At 74.2% G+C, this 21,775-nt stretch carries 16 protein-coding genes; 9 read left to right on the forward strand and 7 right to left on the reverse strand.

Annotated features, from left to right (window positions below; translation table 11 throughout):
* Window positions 1-14: 14 nt before the first annotated feature.
* Window positions 15-1,955, reverse strand: coding sequence for a phosphoenolpyruvate carboxykinase (GTP) (locus NL142_RS07780; RefSeq protein ID WP_435081563.1), 1,941 nt, complete (start codon window positions 1,953-1,955; stop codon window positions 15-17).
* A 111-nt stretch (window positions 1,956-2,066) separates the two neighbouring features.
* On the opposite strand from NL142_RS07780, the gene NL142_RS07785 reads away from it, so the two are divergent.
* A complete protein-coding gene (locus tag NL142_RS07785; protein ID WP_435081564.1) occupies window positions 2,067-3,494 on the forward strand; it encodes a helix-turn-helix domain-containing protein in 1,428 nt (475 codons plus the stop codon).
* Window positions 3,495-3,512: 18 nt separating this feature from the next.
* Here NL142_RS07785 and NL142_RS07790 read toward each other — a convergent pair whose 3' ends face one another.
* From NL142_RS07790 to NL142_RS07805, 4 genes are read right to left on the reverse strand one after another with little or no spacing between them, the layout of a single operon-like run.
* Window positions 3,513-5,189 (reverse strand): dipeptide ABC transporter ATP-binding protein, encoded by a 1,677-nt coding sequence (locus NL142_RS07790; protein WP_435081565.1) that lies wholly within the window; start codon window positions 5,187-5,189, stop codon window positions 3,513-3,515.
* Window positions 5,186-6,046 (reverse strand): ABC transporter permease, encoded by an 861-nt coding sequence (locus NL142_RS07795; RefSeq protein ID WP_435081566.1) that lies wholly within the window; start codon window positions 6,044-6,046, stop codon window positions 5,186-5,188. The genes NL142_RS07790 and NL142_RS07795 overlap by 4 nt, the downstream gene beginning before the upstream one ends.
* On the reverse strand, window positions 6,043-7,200 hold the full coding sequence (locus NL142_RS07800) for an ABC transporter permease (RefSeq protein WP_435081567.1): 1,158 nt from the start codon (window positions 7,198-7,200) through the stop codon (window positions 6,043-6,045). The genes NL142_RS07795 and NL142_RS07800 overlap by 4 nt, the downstream gene beginning before the upstream one ends.
* Window positions 7,197-8,843 carry an ABC transporter substrate-binding protein gene (locus NL142_RS07805; protein WP_435081568.1) on the reverse strand — a complete coding sequence of 549 codons (1,647 nt, stop codon included), beginning with the start codon at window positions 8,841-8,843 and terminating at the stop codon, window positions 7,197-7,199. The genes NL142_RS07800 and NL142_RS07805 overlap by 4 nt, the downstream gene beginning before the upstream one ends.
* A gap of 104 nt (window positions 8,844-8,947) precedes the next feature.
* On the opposite strand from NL142_RS07805, the gene NL142_RS07810 reads away from it, so the two are divergent.
* The 7 genes from NL142_RS07810 (at window position 8,948) to ndk (ending at window position 17,314) form a co-directional block, all read left to right on the forward strand.
* Window positions 8,948-9,553, forward strand: a complete 606-nt coding sequence (locus NL142_RS07810) for a TetR/AcrR family transcriptional regulator (RefSeq protein ID WP_435081569.1) — start codon at window positions 8,948-8,950, stop codon at window positions 9,551-9,553.
* A gap of 127 nt (window positions 9,554-9,680) precedes the next feature.
* Window positions 9,681-10,442, forward strand: a complete 762-nt coding sequence (locus NL142_RS07815; RefSeq protein WP_435081570.1) for an expansin EXLX1 family cellulose-binding protein — start codon at window positions 9,681-9,683, stop codon at window positions 10,440-10,442.
* A 70-nt stretch (window positions 10,443-10,512) separates the two neighbouring features.
* Window positions 10,513-11,271, forward strand: coding sequence for a class I SAM-dependent methyltransferase (locus NL142_RS07820; protein ID WP_435081571.1), 759 nt, complete (start codon window positions 10,513-10,515; stop codon window positions 11,269-11,271).
* 246 nt (window positions 11,272-11,517) lie between these two features.
* Window positions 11,518-14,820 (forward strand): isoleucine--tRNA ligase, encoded by a 3,303-nt coding sequence (ileS, locus tag NL142_RS07825; protein ID WP_435081572.1) that lies wholly within the window; start codon window positions 11,518-11,520, stop codon window positions 14,818-14,820.
* Entirely contained in the window at window positions 14,817-16,391 is a 1,575-nt protein-coding gene (locus NL142_RS07830; RefSeq protein ID WP_435081573.1) for a bifunctional folylpolyglutamate synthase/dihydrofolate synthase, read from the forward strand. Before ileS ends, NL142_RS07830 begins: the two co-directional genes overlap by 4 nt.
* Window positions 16,388-16,885, forward strand: coding sequence for a DUF4233 domain-containing protein (locus NL142_RS07835; RefSeq protein WP_435081574.1), 498 nt, complete (start codon window positions 16,388-16,390; stop codon window positions 16,883-16,885). Before NL142_RS07830 ends, NL142_RS07835 begins: the two co-directional genes overlap by 4 nt.
* A 9-nt stretch (window positions 16,886-16,894) precedes the next feature.
* Complete coding sequence (gene ndk / locus NL142_RS07840) at window positions 16,895-17,314, forward strand: nucleoside-diphosphate kinase (RefSeq protein WP_012038171.1); 420 nt, start codon at window positions 16,895-16,897, stop codon at window positions 17,312-17,314.
* Between the two features lie 61 nt (window positions 17,315-17,375).
* Here the strand turns inward: ndk and NL142_RS07845 are convergent, their stop codons facing one another.
* Window positions 17,376-17,984 (reverse strand): vitamin K epoxide reductase family protein, encoded by a 609-nt coding sequence (locus NL142_RS07845; protein ID WP_435081575.1) that lies wholly within the window; start codon window positions 17,982-17,984, stop codon window positions 17,376-17,378.
* A 305-nt stretch (window positions 17,985-18,289) separates the two neighbouring features.
* Here NL142_RS07845 and NL142_RS07850 point away from each other — a divergent pair, with 305 nt between their 5' ends.
* The gene (locus tag NL142_RS07850; protein WP_435081576.1) at window positions 18,290-21,322 is read left to right on the forward strand and encodes an Rne/Rng family ribonuclease; all 3,033 of its coding nucleotides are present in this window, start codon (window positions 18,290-18,292) and stop codon (window positions 21,320-21,322) included.
* A gap of 89 nt (window positions 21,323-21,411) precedes the next feature.
* On the opposite strand, the gene NL142_RS07855 is transcribed toward NL142_RS07850, so the two are convergent.
* A complete protein-coding gene (locus tag NL142_RS07855; protein WP_435078615.1) occupies window positions 21,412-21,690 on the reverse strand; it encodes a DUF4031 domain-containing protein in 279 nt (92 codons plus the stop codon).
* Between the last annotated feature and the right edge of the window lie 85 nt (window positions 21,691-21,775).

Raw genomic sequence — 21,775 nt, forward strand, 5'->3', positions numbered from 1 at the left:
ATCGGGCCTCCCGGCTAGGCGGGTGACGTCGTCGCGGTCTCCCGGAAGGCCACGCGCATGGCGTCGAGGCGAGCCGTCAGCGCGGCCGGCACCCGACCGCCGAAGCGCGCGAAGTGCGCCTCCACGGCGTCGAGCTCCTCGAGCCAGAGGTCGGGATCCAGCGCGAGCAGCTCGTCGAGCGCGCCGTCGGCGAGGTCGAGGCCCCGCACGTCCAGGTCCTCCGGCAGCGGCAGCCCGCCGACGGGGCTCGGCACCACGGGCACGCGGTCCTCCAGGCGGCGGACGATCCACTCGAGGACGCGGGCGTTCTCGCCGAAGCCCGGCCAGAGGAAGGACCCGTCGTCGCCCTTGCGGAACCAGTTGACCTGGAAGACGCGGGGTGCCCCGTCGCCGAGACCCCGTCCGACCTCGAGCCAGTGCCGCCAGTGGTCGGCCATGTCGTATCCGCAGAAGGGCTGCATCGCGAACGGGTCGTGGCGGAGCTCGCCCACCCGGCCCTCGGCGGCGGCCGTCTGCTCGGACGCCATGGTGGCGCCCACGAAGACGCCGTGCTCCCAGTCGTCCGCCTCCGCGACCAGCGGGACGTTGGTCGCGCGGCGGCCGCCGAAGAGGATGGCGTCGACCACGACGCCGTCGGGGTCGTCCCAATCGTCCGCGAGCGACGGGCACTGCTCGATCCCCACGGTGAAGCGGGCGTTCGGGTGCGCGGCGGGAGTGCCGGATCCGGGCGACCAGGCCTTCCCCTGCCAGTCGACGAGGCCGGCGGGCGGCCTCGGCGTCATGCCCTCCCACCACACGTCGCCGTCGGGGCGCAGCGCGACGTTCGTGAAGATCGCGTTGCCCCAGACGGTCGACATGGCGACGGGGTTGGTGCTCTCGCCCGTGCCGGGCGCCACGCCGAAGAGGCCGCGCTCGGGGTTCACGGCGCGGAGGCGGCCCCGCGCATCGGAGCGGAGCCAGGCGATGTCGTCGCCCAGCGTCTCGACCGTCCAGCCCGGGATCGTGGGCGTGAGCATCGCGAGGTTCGTCTTGCCGCACGCCGACGGGAACGCGGCCGCGACGTGGAAGCGGCGGCCCTCGGGGCTCGTGATCCGGATGAGGAGCATGTGCTCCGCGAGCCAGCCCTCGTCGCGCGCCATCACGGAGGCGATGCGGAGGGAGAAGCACTTCTTGCCGAGCAGCGCGTTGCCGCCGTAGCCCGAGCCGAACGAGATGATCTCGCGCTCCTCGGGGAAGTGGCAGATGCGCTTGTCGGCGTTGTGCGGCCACGCGACGTCCGTGCGGCGGATCCCGGCGTCGTCGACGAGCGGCGCGCCGAGGCCGTGCAGCGCGCGGACCCACGTGGTGTCGGGGCCGATGAGGCGGAGCGCGTCGTCGCCCATCCGGGTCATGAGCGCCATGCTCGCGACGACGTAGGGGCTGTCGGTGATCTGCACGCCGAGCTGCGAGATCGCGCCGCCGAGCGGGCCCATCGAGAACGGGACTACGTAGAGGGTGCGGCCGCGCATGGATCCGGCGAACAGCTCGCGGAGCTCCGCTCGCGTCTGGGCGGGGTCGCGCCAGTTGTTCGTGGGGCCGGCGTCGGCGGGATCCTCCGAGCAGATGAAGGTGCGGTCCTCGACTCGCGCCACGTCGGCCGGGTCGCTGCGCGCGAGGAAGCTGTGCGGGCGCCACTCGGGGTTCAGTCGGATGAGCGTGCCGGCGTCGACCATCTCGCGCGTGAGGCGGTCGTACTCGGCGACGCTGCCCGTGCACCAGACGACTCGGTCCGGCAGCGTGAGGAGGGCGACCTCGGCCACCCAATCGGCGATGCGGGGATCGCGGCAGCGGGCGGGGGCGGCCGCGCCGGGCGGGAGCGGCCGGGCGTCGGGTGCCGCGCCGGCGGTCTCGGTGCCGGTCCGGCTGCCGCGCGGGCGGTCGGCGGTGAGCGGGGGTGCGTCCTGGATGGTGGTCATGTCGGTCCGTCCTCGTCGATCGGTCTGTTGTTCCAGCCTGCGACCGGTCAGGATGGGGTTCGAGGATCCATCCGCGTGAAGAAGCGCGGATGTTCACGGAGAGGTGAATGCATGGACCAGCTCGTCATCGGCCGGCGCATCCGGCACGCGCGGAAGGGCGCCGGGCTCACGCTGCAGGCGCTGGGGGAGCGGGCGGGGATCCTGCCGAGCCAGCTGAGCATGATCGAGAACGGCAGGCGCGAGTCGCGGCTGTCGACGCTCGGGCGGATCGCGGGCGCTCTCGGCGTCGACGTCACGCACCTGCTCGCGGCCGACGCGCCGGACGCGCGCTCGGCGCTGGAGATCGAGCTCGACCGGGCGCAGCGATCGTCGCTCTACGGCGGCCTCGGCCTCCCCGCGGTGCCGGCGAGCCGGACGCTCCCGCAGGAGACGCTCGAGGCGCTGGTCGGCCTGCACCGGGAGCTCGCGCGTCGCGAGCGGGAGTCGATCGCGACGCCAGAGGAGGCCAGGCGGGCGAACACCGAGCAGCGCCTCGTGATGCGGCAGCAGGACAACCACATCCCCGCGATCGAGGAGCTGGCCGAGCGGATGCTCGCCGACGTCGGCCACCGGAGCGGCGCCCTGTCGCACCGCAGCGTGAGCCGCATGGCGGAGGGGCTCGGCTTCGAGCTCATCTACGTGGACGACCTGCCGCGGTCGACGCGCTCGGTCACCGACCTCGGTGAGGGACGGATCTACCTGCCGCCCGCGTCGATCCCCGGCGGCCACGGCCTCCGCTCGATGGCGCTGCAGGCGATGGCGCACCGCGTCCTCGGGCACGAGGAGCCCGCCAGCTACGCGGACTTCCTGCGGCAGCGGCTCGAGATCAACTACTTCGCCGCCGCGTGCCTCATGCCGCTGACGCAGTCGGTCGAGTTCCTCAGCGAGGCGAAGTCCCGGCGCGACCTCGCGGTGGAGGACTTCCGCGACGCGTTCGGCGTGACGCACGAGGCGGCGGCGCTCCGCCTCACGAACATCAGCACCACGCACCTCGGCCTCCGCGTGCACTTCCTGCGCGTGGGCGGCGACGGCGCGGTCTACAAGGCGTACGAGAACGACGGCCTGCCGCTGCCCGTCGACGTCACGGGCGCGGTCGAGGGCCAGCCCGTGTGCCGGGAGTGGGCGGCGCGCGGCGCGTTCGACCGCACCAACCGCACGACCGAGTTCCACCAGTACACGGACACGCCCGCGGGGACGTTCTGGTGCTCGACGCAGACGGGATCCACGGCCGAGGGGGAGTACTCCATCTCCTTCGGCGTGCCGTTCGCGCACGCGAAGTGGTTCCGCGGACGCGAGACGACGGCCAGGAGCGTCTCCCGCTGCCCGGACGAGTCGTGCTGCCGCCGCGCCGATCCCGAGGACGCCGGCCGGTGGCGCGACCGCGCGTGGCCGAGCGCCCGGCTGCACGCGCACATCCTCGCTCCGCTGCCACGCGGATCCTTTCCCGGCGTGGACGACCGCGAGCTGTACGCGTTCCTCGACCGGCACGCGGGGGCGTGACGCGCGGACCCGCGTCGGCTATCGCGGCGCGGCGTCCGGATCCAGGCGCGGGACGGCGGCGAGGAGCGCCCGGGTGACGGGGTGCGTCGGGCGGATGAGCACGTCGTCGGCGGTTCCGCGCTCCACGATCCGCCCGTCGGACATGACGGCGACCTCGTCGCTCATGTGCGCGACGACGCCGAGGTCGTGCGAGATGAGCAGGAGACCGAGGCCGAGACGGCGCTGCAGCTCGTCGAGGAGGTCGAGCACCTGGGCCTGCACGGCGATGTCGAGGGCGGACACGGGCTCGTCGCAGATGAGCACGTCCGGGCGTGCCGCGAGGGCGCGCGCGATGGCGACGCGCTGCCGCTGGCCGCCGGAGAGCCGCGCGGGACGGCGGGGGAGGAGCGCGGGATCCAGGCCCACCTGCGCGAGGAGCGTCCCGGGGGAGTCGAAGGCGGTGGCGCCGCGGAGGCCGGCGACGGCGAGGGCGTCCCGCAGGATCCGGTCGACGCTCCAGCGCGGGTCGAAGGACGCGAGCGGGTCCTGGTAGACGGCGCCGATCCGCGCGCGTCGGCTCCGGCGCTCGCGTTCCGGGACGCCGCTCCACGGTTCGCCGTCGAGCGTCACGTCGCCGGCGTCCGGCTCCTCGAGCGAGAGCAGGAGACGGGCGACCGTGGTCTTGCCCGAGCCGGATCCCCCGACGAGGCCGAGCGTGCGGCCGCGGCGGACCTCGAGGGAGACGTCGTCGACGGCGGTGCGCGCGGATCCGCCCGGGCCCCGGTAGGAGCGGGTGACGCCGGTGGCACGGAGGACCACGCGGTCGTCCGTGCGCGGTGCGGCGGTCGGTGCCGGTGCCTGTGCCGGTGCTGCTGCCTCGAGCCGGGCCTCCGAGAGGGGCGTGCCGCGCGGGACGCCCGTCGGCACGGCCGCCACGAGCGCGCGCGTCCGGCGGTGGGCGGGCGCGCGGAGGATCTCCGCGGTCGGGCCCTCCTCCACGACGCGGCCGTCGTGCATCACGGCGACGCGGTCGGCGAGCCGCGCGACGACGGCGAGGTCGTGGCTGACGAGCAGGGTCGCCTGGCCGCGCGAGCGCAGGTCGGCGAGCAGGTCGATGATGCGGGCCTGCACCGTCGCGTCGAGCGCGGTCGTCGGCTCGTCGGCGACGAGGAGCGGCGGATCCAGGGCGAGCGCCGCAGCGAGCAGCGCCCGCTGCCGCAGTCCGCCGGAGAGCTCGCCCGAGCGCTGGTGCACGCGCGTCGCGGGATCCGGCATGCCGACCCGCTCGAGCAGCTCGAGGACGCGCTCCCGTCGGGCGCGCGGGTCCCGCATCCCCTGGATCCGGAGGGCGTCGCCGATCTCGCGGCCGATGGGGCGGAGCGGGTCGAGCGAGGAGAGCGCGTCCTGCAGCACGAGGCCGACGCCGGATCCGCGGACACGTCGCCACTCGCGTGGGCCTGCGGCGCGGAGGTCGCGGCCGCCGATCTCGAGGACGTCCGCCCGGACGTCGGCGCCCGGGCCGGCGAGACCGAGGAGGCTCCGCGCGGTCACGCTCTTCCCTGAGCCGGACGTGCCGACGAGCGCGAGGCACTCGCCCGGCGCGATCCGCAGCGAGACGCCGTGCACGACGGGCACGCCGTCGAAGGAGACCCGCAGATCCTCGACGCGCAGGGCGGGCGGCGGCGCGGGCGTGGCGCGACCGGCTCCGGCGCTCACGACGCCCGGACCCGTCGCTCGAGCGCCCGGCCGAGCACGGTCGACGCGGTCGCCGTCAGCACGATCATGAGACCGGGCACCACCGTGAGCCACGGCGCCGAGCCGATGTAGGTGCGGCCGGCCGCGAGCATGGCGCCCCACTCGGGATCCGGCGGCACCGTCCCGAGCCCGAGGTAGCTCAGCGACGACGCCCACACGATCGCCTGCCCGACGCCGAGCGTGCCGAGCACGAAGAGCGGCGCGGCGGTGTTCGGCAGGATGTGGCGCGCGAGCACCACGAGCGGCGGGCGGCCGAGCACGGTGGCGGCCTCCACGTAGGCGGATCGGCGCACCGACATGACCCGGCCGCGGATGATGCGCGCGTATCCGGGCGCGGCGGAGATGCCGACGGCGAGGGTGGCGCTGCTGATGCCGGGGCCGAGGATCACGATGAGGAAGAGCGCGAGCAGGAGGCCGGGGAACGCGAAGACCACCTCGATCACGCGGTTCACGGCGAAGTCGGCGACGCGGCCGAGGAGCGCGGCGGCGAGCCCGAGGACCACGCCGAGGCCGAGCCCGATGGCCGTGGCGCTCACGCCGATCACGAGGCTGGGGCCGGCGCCGTGCACGACGCGCGTGAGAACGTCGCGGCCGGACTCGTCGGTGCCGAGGAGGTGCCCGGCTCCGGGCGCGCGGAAGGCCTCGGCGGGGGCGATGGCGAGCGGGTCGCCGGGCGCGAGGATCCCGGGGGCGACGGCGGCCACGAGCAGCAGGACGACCACGATCGCGGCGCCCGTCGTCCCGGCGGCGGCGAGGATGCGGGCGTCCGGCTTGGAGGGCGCTGCGGCGAGGAGCGCGGCGGCGCGGGGGTCGCTCATCGCGCGGCCGCCGGGACATCGGGTGCGGGGACATCGGGTGCGGGGACGTCGGGTGCCGGGACGTCGGACGCCGGCGGCTCGGCGTCCGCGACCGGAGCGACCGGAGCACCGGGAGCGACCGGAGCACCCGGAGCGCCCGTGGGGACGGGAGCGCTCGGGTCCGCGTGCACGTCTCCCGGGCGCGCGTCGACGAGCCGCGGATCCACGATCCGCGCGAGCAGGTCGGTCACCGCCGTGAGCACGATGTAGATCACCGCCACCACGAGCACCACGCCGACGATGACCGGCACGTCCCTGCTGGTCACGGCCGAGAGGGCGGTGCGTCCGAGGCCGGGCCGGGCGAAGATCTGCTCGACCACCACGGCACCCGAGATGAGGAAGCCGAACGCCCAGCCGGACAGCGCGATACCGGGAGCGGCCGCGTGCCGCAGCGCGTGACGCAGCCGGACGCCCGTCTCCGACTCGCCGCGGGCGCGGGCGGCGAGCGCGAACGGGGAGTCGAGCGCGTCGAGCAGCGCCTCGCGCATGATCTGCCCGAGGAACCCGGCGAGGGGGATCGCGAGGGTGAGCACCGGCAGCACGAGGCCGGCCGGCGAGGATCCGCTCACGGCCGGCAGCCAGCCGAGGCCGGTGGAGAACACGAGGATCAGCACCACGCCGATCCAGAAGTGCGGCAGCGACGCCGCCACGATCTCGACGCCCGCGCCGATCGCCCCGGCCACGCGGCCCGCGCCGGTCGAGACGAGGGCGAGGCCGAGCGCGAGGATCCACGCCACGGCGAGCGCGAGGACGGCCAGCAGCAGCGTGCCCGGCAGCTGCCGCGCGAGCACCGCGACGACGTCCTCGCGCAGCGCGTACGACCGGCCGAGGTCGCCCTGCGCGAGCCGCCCGAGCTGCGCGAGGTACTGCACGAGGAGCGGCTGGTCGAACCCGTACTCGGCGCGCACCGCGGCGACGGCCTCGGGCGGCGCCTGCGAGCCTGGGCCGCCGAGGATCGCCTGCGCCGGGTCGCCCGGGATCAGCCGCACCGCGAGGAACGTGACGGTCGCGACCGCCCAGAGCACGAGGACCGCGCCGCCGATCCGTGCCCCGACGGCGCGGAGGAGCGCCGGTCGACGGGAGCCGGACGCGCGGACGGCGCGGCCGCGCCTCACCGGTCGAGCCAGGTGTCGTACATCGTCGGCGTCGCGACGGAGGGCAGCGCCCGGAGCCCCTGGACCGCCGTGCCGTGCAGGAAGTGGTTCTGCTGGTCGTAGAGCGGCAGGATCCAGTACCCGGCCATCACGCGCTGCTGCACGTCCGCGTAGAGCGCATTCCGCCGGTCGAGGTCGGTCGTCGCCCGCGCCTCGGCGAGCGCCTGGTCGATCTCGGGCACCGACACCTTGGCGTGGTTGGCGAAGTAGCCGCTCGGCGCGGGCGTGATGCCGGAGGTGTCGTAGAGGATCCGCAGCACGTCGGGACCCGCCTTCGTGTACGGCGCGCTGACGAGCTCGTACGCGTCGTCGCCGAGCGCCTCGTACCAGGAGCCGAGGTCCATGGGCTCGAGCTGCACGTCGAAGCCCACGGCCTTGACGTTCGCCTGGATCTGCTCGAACAGCGACTGCTCGGCCGGGATCGACTGGTTGGTGCTCACGGGGAAGCGCAGCGTCAGGCGCGCGCCGTCCTTCGTGCGGATCCCGTCTGCGCCCTTCGCGGACCAGCCGGCCTCGTCGAGCAGCGCTTCCGCGCGGTCGACGTCGATGCCGAACAGGTCCGGGTCGGAGACCGCGGCCGGCTCGGTGCTCGCCAGCGGCGAGTACGAGCGCTCGGCGGTGCCTTGGAAGAGGGCGGTGATCCCCGCGTCGACATCGGCCGAGCGGATGAACGCCTCGCGCACGCGCTCGTCGTCGAACGGCGCCTGGCCCGAGTTCAGCTCGATGCGGTTCGAGGCGCCCGGCCGCGGGGCGTCGAGCTCGCCGAGCGCGCCGCCCGCCGTGGCGGAGACGATCGCGTCGGGCTGCGCGTTGTCGATCACGTCGACCTCGCCGCTCTGCAGGGCCGCGTACCGGGAGGCCGCGTCCGGCAGGAAGCGCCAGTCGATGCGCTCCAGGTACGCGGGGCCGGTGTGCGCGGCGTCGGTGGGCGGCGACGCGTACGCGTCGTTGCGCACGAGCGAGATGGACTGCTGGCGGTCCCAGCGCTCGACGCTGAAGGGGCCGGTGCCGATGGGCTGGGCGCAGTTCGCGTCGGTGCCGCGGGCGATCCCCGCAGGCGACTCCATCGCGAGCCACGGCTGGGAGAGCGACTCGAGCAGCGCGCTGTCGGGCGTCGAGAGGGTGAGCCGCACGGTGGAGGCGTCGACCGCCGTCGCGTCCGTGACGGCCTGCAGCGCGAGGTACCCCGTTGAGGAGAGCGTCGCAGGATCCTGCACGTGGCGGATGTTCGCGACCACCGCGTCGGCGTCGAACGGCGTGCCGTCCGTGAAGGTCACGCCCTGGCGCAGCTTCAGCTCGAGCCCCAGGCCGTCGTCGGTCCAGGTCCAGCCGTCGGCGAGCCATGGTGTGATACCGCCCTTCCCGTCGAGCGACACGAGCGGCTCGAGGAACTGGGACGAGACGAGCGCCTGCGGGTAGTTGCCGCCGACGTGGGGGTCGAGGCAGTCGGGCTCGGCGTCGCCGGACGCGTAGACGAGCGTGCCGCCGGATACGGGCGTGCTCGACGCCTCGGGGGTGGCGGGCGTGCATCCGGTGAGGAGGAGGGCGGTCGTGGCGAGGGCGCCGAGGCCCGCGAGCGCGCGGGTGCGTGGGGTGTGGATCATGGGTGCTTCCGATGGACGCGCCGCTGCGAGCGCTGGTGCGGGTGTTTCTGTACCGCGTCCAACAATACGCGCCCGCCGTCACCCCGGTGCACCAGGATGGGCGCATGACTCCCGCCCGTCCCGCCGGTCGTCCGCGTCGCTCGTCGCGCGCGACACTCGAGGAGGCCGCTGCCGAGCTCTTCCTCGAGAACACCTACGCCGCCACGACCGTCGAGCAGATCGCCCAGCGCGCCGGGGTCAGCCGCGCGACCTTCTTCAACTACTTCGCGTCCAAGGCCGACCTGCTGTGGGCGGGGCTCGACGACACACTCCGCGCCTTCGGCGACGCGCTCTCCGCCGTGGGCCCCGCCGGGTCGCCCGTCGACGGCGTCGTCGACGCGCTGATCGGCGCGGCCTGCTCCCGCGGCGTGGGCTGGCTGCCCCTCGCCCTGACGCAGCACGAGGTCATGGGCCTCGGCTCCGACGTGCAGGGGGAGGGCGTGGCGCGCGCGGCGCCGCTCGTGGATCCCGTCGCCCAGGCCCTCGCCCGGGCGTCCGGCTGCCGTGCATCGGTCGCCCCGGTGCGGATCGCCGCCGCCGTGATCGCCGCCGCCACCGCCGCGGCCGTCGTCGCGTGGGCCGGGGACGGTGTGGGACGGGGTCCTCTGGAGGACGCCGTGCGCCGGGCGCTGGATCCGCTCCGCACGGCGCTCTCGTCCGCGCTGGGCTGATCGTCGCGCCGACCCGTCGCCGCGTCCCGCGCAGCGCCTGCGCATGGGACGCGCGCGACCGCGGACTCCGGTCGTAGCGTGGCCGCGCGGCGCGACCGCGTCCGCTCCCTCGACGAGAAGAGACGCCATGCCCCGCACGCCCGCGTTCCCCCGCCGCGCACCGCTGACCGCTGTCCCGTCGGGCCACGGCCGCACCCGCCGACACCGGCTCGTCCCCGCGGCGCTCGCGCTCCTGGTCGCGGTCGCCGGGCTCGTGGTCGTCGCGCCGGCCGCGTCCGCGTCCGCCGTCGCTGCGGGATCCGGCCGGGCCACGCACTACTCGCTCGGCCCCGACGGCAGGACGACGAACGGCGACTGCTCGCTCCCGGCGATCCCGGCCGGCCGGCTGTACGTGGCCGTCGGACCGGCTGCGTACGCCGGCGGCGCGGCCTGCGGAACCTACCTCGACGTCACGGGTCCGCGCGGCACGGTGCGCGTCGAGGTCGCCGACCTCTGCCACGAGTGCGACGGGACCCACCTCGACCTCAGCGAGGAGGCATTCCGCGCCGTCGGCGACTTCGACGCCGGCATCATCCCCATCTCGTGGGCGCCCGTCGCCGCCCCGACCGTGCCGCCGCTCGCGTTCCGGTTGAAGGAGGGCTCGTCCGCGTACTGGGCGGCGATCCAGGTCGTCGACGCTGGGACGGAGCTCCGCTCGGTCGAGGTGCGGGTCGGCACGCGCTGGGTCCCGCTCTCGCGGACGTCCTACGGCTACTGGCTCGCGGCGTCGGGGGTCGGTGCGGGCCCGTACACAGTGCGGGTCACCGATGTCACCGGGCGCTCGGCGACGGTCGCGGGCATCGCGCTCGACCCGATGCGCCTCCAGCGGTCCTCCGTGCGGCTCGGCTGACGCGGTCGCGCGTGGCGCGGCGGTGGGGATCCGCCGCGCCTGGTGCCCGTGCCGGGACCAGGATGTCGGCATGACCTCCGACGCCCCCGGCACGCCCGCCCGCTCCGCCCTCGCCTCCTCGTTCGGAGCGGTGGCCGACCAGTACGACCGGGTCCGCCCCGGCTACCCCGACGACGCCGTCGACTGGATGCTCCCGGCCGGCGCCCGCCGCGTGGTCGACCTCGGAGCGGGCACCGGCAAGCTGACCCGCCTGCTCGCGGGGCGCGGCCTCGCCGTCACCGCGGTCGAGCCCGACGCCCAGATGCGGCACGTCCTCCAGGCGGCCTCGCCGGAGCTCGACGTCCGGGCCGGCAGCGGCGAGGCCATCCCGGTGGGCGACGGCGAGGAGGACGCCGTGCTCGTCGCGCAGGCCTGGCACTGGATGGACGCGGGCGAGGCGGCCCGGGAGGCCGCGCGCGTGCTCCGGCCGGGCGGTCGCCTCGGGATCGTCTGGAACATGATGGACGGCGAAGTGGAGTGGGTCCGCGAGCTGGACGCCATCATCGAGGGGGGCCGGCGACACGGCGGACGGGCACCCGAGCCCGGCCCGTTCCCCGGCTTCGGCCCCGTCGAGCACGCGTCCTTCGCCCACGTGCACCGCGTGACCCCCGAGGACGTGGTGGACCTCGCCGGATCCATCAGCCGGATCAGCACGCTGCCCGACGAGGAGCGCGCCCGCGTGCTGGACGACATCCGGACCCTCCTCGCCGGCCACCCGGACACCGCGGGCCGCGACGCGCTCGACCTGCCGTACCGCGCCGACGCGTACCGCGCCCAGCTCGGCGGATGAGCGCCCACGGGCTGCGGTCCGACGGGCGCTAGGATCGTCAGCACAGGCGCCGATCCGGCCATCACCGGGGAGCCTTCGGAAGAAAGCCGCGGAAGAGGTGGCGAGTAGAACCGAACGGACAGGGCCCGTCATCGCCTTCAGGAGAGTGGTCGCGCATCGCGTGGCAAGCGGGGTGGTACCGCGCTCGGGGATCCGCATGAGGGATCCGGGCGTCCTCGCGGAGAGCCCGTCCCCGCAGGAGATGCCATGACCTACCCCCGTCCCGTCCCCGACGACCCGAGCGCCCCCGACCAGGTGGCCGCGAGCCCGCGCTTCCCGGACGTCGAGAAGGGCATCCTCGCGTTCTGGAAGCGCGACGACACCTTCCGCGCCTCGGTCGAGCGGCGCGAGGGCTGCGACGAGTGGGTCTTCTACGACGGCCCGCCCTTCGCCAACGGCCTCCCGCACTACGGGCACCTCCTCACGGGCTACGCGAAGGACGCCTTCCCGCGCTTCCAGACCATGCGCGGCAAGCAGGTGCACCGCCGCTTCGGCTGGGACACGCACGGCCTCCCCGCCGAGCTCGAGGCGATGCGCCAGCTCGGGATCACCGAGAAGAGCGAGATCGAGGAGATGGGCGTCGAGGCGTTCAACGCCGTCGCCCGCCGCTCGGTGCTCGAGTACACGGGGGAGTGGGAGGAGTACGTCACCCGCTCGGCCCGCTGGGTCGACTTCGAGGACGACTACAAGACGCTCGACGTCGACTTCATGGAGTCGGTGATCTGGGCGTTCAAGCAGCTGCACGACAAGGGCCTCGCCTACGAGGGCTTCCGCGTGCTGCCGTACTGCTGGCACGACCAGACCCCGCTGAGCAACCACGAGCTGCGGATGGACGACGACGTCTACCGCATGCGCCAGGACCAGTCCGTGACCGTCACGTTCCCGCTCGTCGGCGCGAAGGCCGAGTCGCTCGGCCTCACCGCCGTGCGCGCGCTCGCGTGGACGACCACGCCCTGGACCCTCCCGACGAACATGGCGCTCGCGGTCGGGCCGGACATCGTCTACGCCGTGGTGCCCGCCGGTCCCGCGGGCACGCCCGACGCCGAGGCGCCCGACTCGCTGCCGCGCGACTCGTCGGTGCAGCTCGCGGCCGAGGTGCTCGGATCCGAGTACCTCATCGCCCAGGACCTCGTGGGGAACTACGCCAGGGACCTCGGCTACGCCTCCGCCGACGAGGCCCGCGCCGCCGTATCCCGCACCGTGCTCGGCCGCCAGCTCGAGGGCGTCGCGTACGACCGCCTCTGGGACTTCTACGCGGACACGGAGGTCTTCGGCACGGAGAACGCGTGGCAGGTGCTCGTCGCCGACTACGTCACGACGACCGACGGCACCGGCATCGTCCACCAGGCCCCGGCCTACGGCGAGGAGGACCAGCAGGTCTGCGCCGCCGCCGGGATCCCCGTGATCCTCTCGCTCGACGAGGGCGGCCGCTTCGTCGACACGGTGCCCGAGGTCGCGGGCGAGCTGTGGTCCGACGCCGGCAAGACGCTCACGCGCATGCTCAAGGCGCAGGGCCGCCTCATCCGCCAGGCCAGCTACGAGCACTCCTACCCGCACTGCTGGCGCTGCAAGAACCCGCTCATCTACAAGGCGGTCTCCAGCTGGTTCGTGCGCGTCACCGACTTCCGCGACGACATGGTGCGCCTCAACCAGGACATCACGTGGACGCCCGAGAACGTCAAGGACGGCCAGTTCGGCAAGTGGATCGGCAACGCCCGCGACTGGTCGATCAGCCGCAACCGGTTCTGGGGCAGCCCCATCCCGGTGTGGAAGAGCGACGACCCGGCCTACCCGCGCATCGACGTGTACGGCAGCCTCGACGAGCTCGAGGCCGACTTCGGCGTGCGGCCGACGGACCTGCACCGCCCGTTCATCGACGAGCTCACGCGCCCGAACCCCGACGACCCGACGGGGAAGAGCACCATGCGCCGGATCGAGGACGTGCTCGACGTCTGGTTCGACTCGGGATCCATGCCGTTCGCCCAGGTGCACTACCCGTTCGAGAACCGCGAGTGGTTCGACGCGCACAGCCCGGCGGACTTCATCGTCGAGTACATCGGCCAGACCCGCGGCTGGTTCTACACGCTGCACGCGCTGTCGACGGCGCTGTTCGAGCGCCCGGCGTTCTCGAGCGTCGTGAGCCACGGCATCGTCCTCGGCAACGACGGCCAGAAGATGTCCAAGTCGCTCCGCAACTACCCGGACGTCAACGAGGTGTTCGACCGCGACGGCTCCGACGCCATGCGCTGGTTCCTCCTCGCGAGCCCCGTGCTCCGCGGCGGCAACCTCGTGGTGACGGAGGAGGGGATCCGCGAGGGCGTCCGCCAGGTGCTGCTCCCGCTCTGGAGCACCTGGTACTTCTTCTCCCTCTACGCCAACTCCGCGCAGCCCGGCGGCTACGAGGCGCACCGCGACACGTCGAGCGACGACGTGCTGGACCGCTACATCCTGGCCCGGACGCGCCGCCTCGTCACCGAGGTCACGGAGCACATGACCGCGCTCGACTCCACGCTCGCCGCCGCGTCCCTCCGCGACTTCGCCGACGTGCTCACCAACTGGTACGTGCGCCGCAGCCGCGACCGGTTCTGGGCGGGCACGGAGGCGGGGGACACACGCGCGTTCGACACCCTGTTCACGGTCCTGGAGACCGTGACGCGCGTCGCGGCCCCGCTCCTCCCGCTCGTGTCCGAGCGGATCTGGAAGGACCTCACGGGCGGGCGCAGCGTCCACCTGGAGGACTGGCCCGAGCCCGACGAACTGCCCGCGGACGACCGGCTCGTCGAGGTGATGGACCGGGTCCGCCAGGTCGCCTCGACCGCGCTCTCGCTCCGCAAGCAGTCGGGCCTCCGCGTCCGCCAGCCGCTCGCGCGCCTCACGGTCGTGAGCGACGACGCCGACGGGCTCGCCCGGTTCGAGGACATCCTGCGCGACGAGCTCAACGTCAAGGCCGTCGCCGTCGAGGAGCTCACCCCCACGAGCGCCTCGGACGCGGGCATCACGCGCCGCCTCACCGTCAACGCGCGGGTCGCCGGCCCGCGCCTCGGCAAGGGCGTGCAGCAGGTGATCCAGGCCGCCCGTGCGGGCGACTGGGCGGAGGCGGACGGCGAGGTCGTGGCGGGCGGCGTGCCGCTCGTGGCCGGCGAGTACGAGCTGGTGCTCGAGGTGGCGGGCGACCGCGCCGACCAGGCGCTCGCGCTCCTGCCTGGCGGCGGGTTCCTGCTGCTCGACACCGCGCTCACCCCGGAGCTCGAGGCCGAGGGCCTCGCGCGCGACGTCGTCCGGAACGTGCAGGACGCGCGGAAGGGCGCGGGGCTCGACGTGAGCGACCGCATCTCCCTCGTGATCCGGCTGGACGCCGCGGGCGCCGAGCAGGCCGAGCGGTTCCGCGACCTCATCGCCCGTGAGACCCTGGCGGTGGCGCTGCGGATCGACGCGGACGACCAGGCGACGGAGTCCGGCATCACCGTCGGCGGCGGATCGCCCCTGTACATCGAGGTGGAGCGAGCATGAGCGACCAGCGGGGCGGACAGCCCTTCGACGACGACGCGGACGACGTCCGGCGCGACGACGACTTCGAGCCGGAGACGGACGAGGGCGTCGACGCCGCGGCGCGCGCCCTCGACCCCGACGTCGACGGCCTGAGCGACGACCAGCTCTTCGCCGACGACGCGGCCGAGCTCCGCCGCGAGGCCGAGCAGTCGATCGTGGCCGGCCGCGAGGTCGACGATGAGAACTACTTCGAGCGCGAGGGCGACGCCGTGTACCAGGCGCTCCTCGCGCGGATGGGGGAGCAGGCGCCGCAGCCGCGCCTGTCCGCCACGCGCCGCGTCGTCGAACTGCTCGGCGACCCGCAGCGCGCGTACCCGATCGTGCACGTCACCGGCACCAACGGGAAGACGTCGACGAGCCGGATCACCGAGAGCATCCTGCGCGCCGCCGGCCTCCGGACGGGCCTCTTCACGAGCCCGCACCTCGTCCGCTTCAACGAGCGCATCGTCGTCGACGGCCTGCCCATCACCGACGAGGCGCTCAGCCGCAACTGGGCCGACGTCGAGCCCTTCATCGACCTGGTCGACCGGGAGCTCGTCGCCGCGGGCGAGGAGCCCGTGACGTTCTTCGAGGCGCTGACGGTGCTCGCGTTCGCGTCGTTCGCCGACGCGCCCGTCGACGTGGCCGTGATCGAGGTCGGCATGGGCGGCGAGTGGGACAGCACCAACGTCGGCGACGGCCAGGTCGCGGTCTTCACGCCCGTCTCGCTCGACCACACGCAGCGCCTGGGATCCACCGTGGCGGAGATCGCGCGCACCAAGTCCGGCATCGTCAAGCCCGCAGCGGACGTCGTGTCCAGCGCGCAGCTCCCCGAGGTCGTGGCCGAGCTCACGCGCGCGGCCGAGCTCACGGAGTCCACCTGGTCGATCGAGGGCGAGAGGTTCCGCCTCCTCGACACGACCCTCGCGGTCGGCGGCCAGGTCATCAGCGTGCAGGGCCTCGCGGGCACGTACCGCGACGTGTTCCTCCCGATGTTCGGCGCGCACCAGGCCCAGAACGCCGCGGTCGCGATCGCCGCGGTCGAGTCGTTCCTCGGCGGCGGCGACCACGCCATCCACGACGACGTGCTCGCGGAGGGCCTCGCCACGGCGACGAGCCCCGGCCGCCTGCAGGTCGTCGGCACCGAGCCGACCGTCCTGGTCGACGCGGCGCACAACCCCGCGGGAGCGGCGTCGCTCGCGGCCGCGCTGCCCGTCTACTTCACGTTCGACCGCGTCACCGCCGTGATCGGCGTGCTCGCGGACAAGGACGCGGAGGGCATCGTGCGCGAGCTCGCGCCCGTGGTCGACCACTTCATCGTCACGCGCTCCCAGTCCGAGCGCTCGGTGGATCCGGACGAGCTCGCGCGCATCGTCGTCGACGTCGTCGGCCGCGACCGCGTGACGGTCGAGCCCGACCTGCGCACGGCCCTCGAGGACGCGCGCGACTCCGCGGGCGAGACCGAGAAGGGCGCCGCGCTCGTCACGGGCTCGATCCTCCTCGTCGGGGAGGCCATCGCGCACGCCGCCGACGAGGGCTGGAAGACCGCGTGAGCGCCGACGGCCGCCCGGCCCGCACCAGGCGACCCCGACCGCCCCGCACGACGGTCGAGATCCTCGGATCGATCGTCATGGGCTTCCAGGTCATCGTCGTGTTCCTCGCGAGCCTCGTGGCGTTCGGCCTCGGCTCCCTGCCGCCGCTGCCCGCGCTCGGCGGGGGCGCGCTCCTCGTGCTCGCCATGCTCGCCGTCGTCGGCGCCCTCCGCACCCCTCTCGGCATCCGCGCCGGCTGGATCGTGCAGGTCCTCGTCGTGCTCACCGGCTTCGTGCTGCCCGCCATGTTCGCCGTCGGCGGCTTCTTCCTGCTGCTCTGGATCTACGCCATGGTGCAGGGCGCCCGGATCGACCGCGAGAAGGCGGCCGCGCGAGGCGCGTGGGAGCAGGCCATGCTCGACGAGCAGGCCGCGGCGGGCGACGCCCCGGCCCCGGGCGACGACCGTCCCACCGACCACCGACCGACCACCGAGCCGCCGGCTCCCACCCCGTAGGAGGCACCCATGTCCGCTCCCGTCCAGGAGACCCTCGTCCTCGTCAAGCCCGACGGCGTCGCCCGCGGCCTCACCGGCGAGATCCTCCGCCGCATCGAGGCCAAGGGCTACCAGATCGTCGACCTCCGCATGGTGCAGGCCGAGCGCGCCCTGCTCGAGCAGCACTACGAGGAGCACCAGGGCAAGCCGTTCTACGAGCCGCTCGTCGAGTTCATGGAGTCGGGCCCGATCGTCGCCGTCCGCGTCGCCGGGAACCGCGTCATCGAGGGCTTCCGCTCGCTCGCCGGCACGACCGACCCGACGGGCGCCGCCCCCGGCACGATCCGCGGCGACCTCGGCCGCGACTGGGGCCTCGCCGTCGCGCAGAACCTCGTGCACGGCAGCGACTCGCCCGAGTCCGCCGCGCGCGAGCTCGCGCTCTGGTTCTAGGACGCGCACGAGGAGAGGGGCCGACGGGCATCCGGTCGGCCCCTCTCCTCGTCCCGGCGCCTCAGCCGAGCAGCGTCGGGATGAGGGCGGGGAACGTCGCGATGATCGCGACCACGATGACCGCGTAGTTGAGCACCACGACCGCCCACGTGTACGGCGCCACGGCGTCCGCGGCACGGCGGATCCCCGCGGGGACCGGCAGCAGGCCCGCGCGCGCGGTGGCGGACAGCGTGCCCCACCACAGCGGGATCATCGCGCTCCACACGAGCAGGCAGTAGGGGCAGAGCGCGCCGATGACGAAGACGCTCTGGGTGAACAGCCACGTCACGAAGACCCAGCCGGCGAACGTCCCCACCGCGAACAGCGTCCAGAACCAGCGCGCGAACCGGGCTCCCGCGAACAGGGTCATGCCGATCACGATCGGCACCACGAACGCGGCTACCCCGATGAGCGGGTTGGGGAAGCCGAACAGCGACCCCTGGCGCGACTCGATGACGGTGGCGCAGGAGATGAACGGGTTGATGTCGCACGAGAGCGACGCGCCCGGGTTCTCGAGGAGGTGCAGCCGGTCGAGCACGAGCACGAACGCGCCGATCCAGCCGACGACGCCCGTGACGACGAGCAGGACGGCCAGGGAGCGGGGGTGCGCGGGGGCCCGGGTCGCGGTCATGCGGCGATCATGGCAGACGGGGGAGCGCTGACCCTGACGGCCGGGTGGGCGTCGGCGTGCGATACTGGCAGGCAGGTCGGACCGCCGCGCGGCACGACCGCCATGAAGAGTCTTTCCCGGGGCAGACCCGGGCCGCCAGGCACGTCCGGCGGCGGATAGCCAGTTCCGTACCAGTGCGCACGACCGAAGCCTCGGGCCGGCCGTCGCAGACCAGGATCGACGGAGAGCCGCGTACGCGGGGATCCACTCGGAGAGCTACCGGGGTACGGCGCGGCCGTACCGACCGGTTGAGGAGTGCACCAGAGATGGTGGAGAGAGACGAGAACACCGGCAGGAGGCGACCCAGCCTCTTCGAGCGGCTCACGGGCCGCCGCGCCGACACGACCGCGGCGACGGGGACCGGCGGCACGCCCGCGCTCCCCGCGTCCGCGACCCCCGAGGCGAGCGGCACGCCCGCCGCCTCCGAAGCGAAGGGCCACACCCTGAACGAGAACGACGACACCCGGACCACGCCCGCCGAGCAGGAGGCGCCGGTCGCCCGCCGCTCCCGCCGCGCGAGCACCCCCGCATCCGCGCCCGCGGCCGCCCAGCCGGACGACGCCAGCGTCGACGCGTCCACCTCGGCATCCGCTCCCGCCGGCGACGCCGACGCGCAGGCCCAGGCCGCCGAGCAGCCCGCCGCGCCGGCCGCCCGCGCCCCGCGGAAGCGCGCCCCGCGCAAGGCCGCCGTCGCGGCCGACCAGGAGGCGGCCCCGGCCGACGCACCCGACACGGAGGCGCCCACCGCGGAGTCCGCCCCCGCCGCTCCGATCGCCGAGCCCGTCGCCGAGGCGCCCGTCGCGCCGGCGCGCGCCGTCCCCTCCCTCTCCGTCTTCTTCCAGGCGCCGGACATCGCGCCGCTTCCTCCCCGCCGCGAGCGGGACGACCGTCGCGACGGATCCCGCGACGAGGACGACGACCTGGACCGCGACGACCGCCCCTCGCGCTCGTCGCGCCGCGGCGGCCGCGGCCAGGACCGCAGCCAGGACCGCGGCGTCAGCCGCGACGGCCGTGGACGCGACACCCGAGATGACGAGCACGACGACGACGAGGACGACTCCCCGTCGGTCCGCCGCCGTGCGCGCCGCCGCTCCGGCGAGGAGGGCCGCGACGGCGACGACGCGCCCGGCACGGTCGTCAAGGTCCGCACGCCCCGCGAGCCCGAGCTCATCACCGAGCCGCAGCGCATCAAGGGATCCACGCGCCTCGAGGCCAAGAAGCAGCGCCGCCGCGACGGTCGCGACGCCGGCCGCCGCCGCCCCGTCCTCACCGAGTCCGAGTACCTGGCGCGCCGCGAGTCGGTCGACCGCAGCATGATCGTGCGCTCGCGCGACGGCAAGATCCAGATCGGCGTGCTGGAGGACCAGGTCCTCGTCGAGCACTACGTGGCCCGCGCCGACGAGGCATCCCTCATCGGCAACGTCTACCTCGGACGCGTGCAGAACGTGCTGCCGAGCATGGAGGCCGCCTTCATCGACATCGGCCGCGGCCGAAACGCCGTGCTCTACTCGGGCGAGGTCGACTGGGAGGCCGCGAACGCCGACAAGGGCGGCGGGAGCCACGCGCGCCGCATCGAGGTCGCGCTGAAGCCCGGCGACCGCGTGCTCGTCCAGGTCACCAAGGACCCGGTCGGCCACAAGGGCGCCCGCCTCACGAGCCAGGTGAGCCTCCCGGGCCGCTACCTCGTGTACGTGCCCAACGGGTCCATGAACGGCATCAGCCGGAAGCTCCCCGACACCGAGCGCGCGCGACTCAAGAAGACGCTCAAGGAGGTGCTGCCCGAGAACGTGGGCGTCATCGTCCGCACCGCGGCCGAGGGCGCGACCGAGGAGCAGCTGAAGCTCGACGTCGAGCGCCTCACCTCGCAGTGGGCGGAGATCAGCCGCCAGGTCGAGAAGGCGCAGGCGCCCGCGCTCCTGCACTCGGAGCCCGACCTGCTGCTGAAGATCATCCGCGACGTCTTCAACGAGGACTTCCGCGAGCTCGTGATCGACGGCGGCGACGCGCAGGAGATCATCGAGGGCTACCTCCGCGGCGTGGCCCCCGACCTCATCGACCGGGTGCAGACGTACTCGGGTGAGAAGGACTCGTTCGACCACTACCGCGTCAGCGAGCAGATCGAGAAGGCGCTCGACCGCAAGGTCTGGCTGCCCTCCGGCGGCTCGCTCGTCATCGACCGCACCGAGGCCATGACCGTGGTCGACGTCAACACGGGGAAGTTCGTCGGATCCGGCGGCAACCTCGAGGAGACCGTCACCAAGAACAACCTCGAGGCCGCCGAGGAGATCGTCCGCCAGATGCGCCTGCGCGACATCGGCGGCATCATCGTCGTCGACTTCATCGACATGGTGCTCGAGACCAATCGCGATCTCGTGCTGCGCCGTCTGGTGGAGTGCCTCAGCCGCGACCGGACCAAGCACCAGGTCGCCGAGGTCACCTCGCTCGGCCTCGTGCAGATGACCCGCAAGAAGCTCGGCCTCGGGCTGCTCGAGTCGTTCTCGGAGAACTGCGAGACGTGCGCCGGGCGGGGGATCATCATCCACCACGACCCGCTCATGGCCCACAAGCAGACGCCGCAGGAGCCCGTGCAGAGCCAGGGGCGCCGCCGCGGCGGCAAGGGCCAGCAGGAGCACGGCAACGGCGGCAACGGCAACGGGGGCAACGGCGGCGGTCGCGGCAACGGCGGCGGCCAGGCGCAGCAGCAGCAGCAGCGCACGCCCGCGGCGAGCACGCACAGCATCACCGACGACGCGCGCTCCGCCCTCGCCAAGATCGCCACGAGCACCATCCAGACGGTGAACGAGGCCATCGACCGGGTCGAGGACGTCGTGCGCACGCCCGACGAGACCGTGGACCCGGCCGTGCAGGCCGAGTCGGCTCCCGGCGAGGAGCAGACCCGCGGCGACCGTCCGCGTCGGAGCCGCGGGGGCCGGGGACGCGCGTCGTCCGCGACCGTCGAGGCGCAGGATCGCTCGGAGCCGCAGGCCCACGCCGCCGAGGCGCCGTCCGCTCAGGTCGAGGACCCGACGCCGGCCGACGCGCCGGTCGAGGAGCCCGCGCTGTCGACGCTCGAGCCGCGCGAGGCCATCCGCCTCGAGCCGGTGCAGATCCTCGACATCCCGGTCGCGAGCGCGCGCACAGCACCGCGCCGCGTCAGCTCGGCGGACGCCGAGCAGCTCCTCGGCTCCGTCCTCGACGCGCTGCCGCAGCCCAAGGAGCCCGGACAGGGGCGTTCGCGCAGCCGCCGGGTCTCCACGCAGACGCTGACGACGCCGGCCCCGGCCGACGACGCCAGCTGACGCGCCGGCTGCCCGTCAGGCAGCCGCACGAGGGAGGGCCCGGAGCGCATGCTCCGGGCCCTCCCTCGTGCGGCCTGGCGTTCGCCGCGTCAGGATCCCAGCCCGCGCCGTTCGCGCTGGGTGACCCGCAGCCCGCTCGCCTGCAGCCGCCGGACGAGATCGCGGTTCGAGACCGCCACGGCGCCACGTGCCACCAGCTCCGCGTGCCACTCCTCGGGCACGTCGTAGTGGTCGCGGTCGAAGGCCTTCTCGGGGACACCGGCCGCCCGGGCGAAGGCGTGCAGCTCCTCGAGGGACGCGTCGCTCACCAGGTGCGCCCAGAGCCGCCCGTGCGCGGGCCAGGCCGGTCGATCGAGGAGGACGCTCATCATGCGAGCTTAGGCAGGCCAGTCGCCGGTGGGTGCACCGCCGAGCCCTTGGGGTCGGCGACGACGCGCCCGGCGCGCATGCGGC

It is taken from the genome of Clavibacter quasicaliforniensis (genome assembly GCF_051201715.1).
Taxonomy (GTDB): domain Bacteria; phylum Actinomycetota; class Actinomycetes; order Actinomycetales; family Microbacteriaceae; genus Clavibacter; species Clavibacter seminis.